At 35.9% G+C, this 259-nt stretch carries 1 pseudogene; it reads left to right on the top strand.

The window, feature by feature from the left end:
* Positions 1-196, top strand: a pseudogene (locus AAEY57_RS20370) (cellulose biosynthesis protein BcsE); the annotation flags it as partial.
* Between the last annotated feature and the right edge of the window lie 63 nt (positions 197-259).

Raw genomic sequence — 259 nt, 5'->3', positions numbered from 1 at the left:
ATGTAAACAATTAAGGCGTTTTTATAAAGGTAAGAGTGTTGTAGATTTCTCGCAAAAACTTGCCGAGAATGATAGCTATAAATTTGCACCTGATATAGCAAACAGCGTTACTGAAAATATTAACACACCTGAATTTTCTAGCAAAAGCCGCCCAGATGCTAAGCCTTTTATAATGAAATTAAGAGATAACTTATGAGTATGAATCAGCTTTTAATTACCGTGTTTCTTGCAATGGTGCTTGGCGCGGTGCTTTGTATGC

This window comes from Pseudoalteromonas sp. MER144-MNA-CIBAN-0113 (genome assembly GCF_040308965.1).
Lineage (GTDB): Bacteria > Pseudomonadota > Gammaproteobacteria > Enterobacterales > Alteromonadaceae > Pseudoalteromonas > Pseudoalteromonas tetraodonis.
Note: the sequence above shows the minus strand (reverse complement) of the source record. Positions and strands in the feature narration are given on the sequence as shown.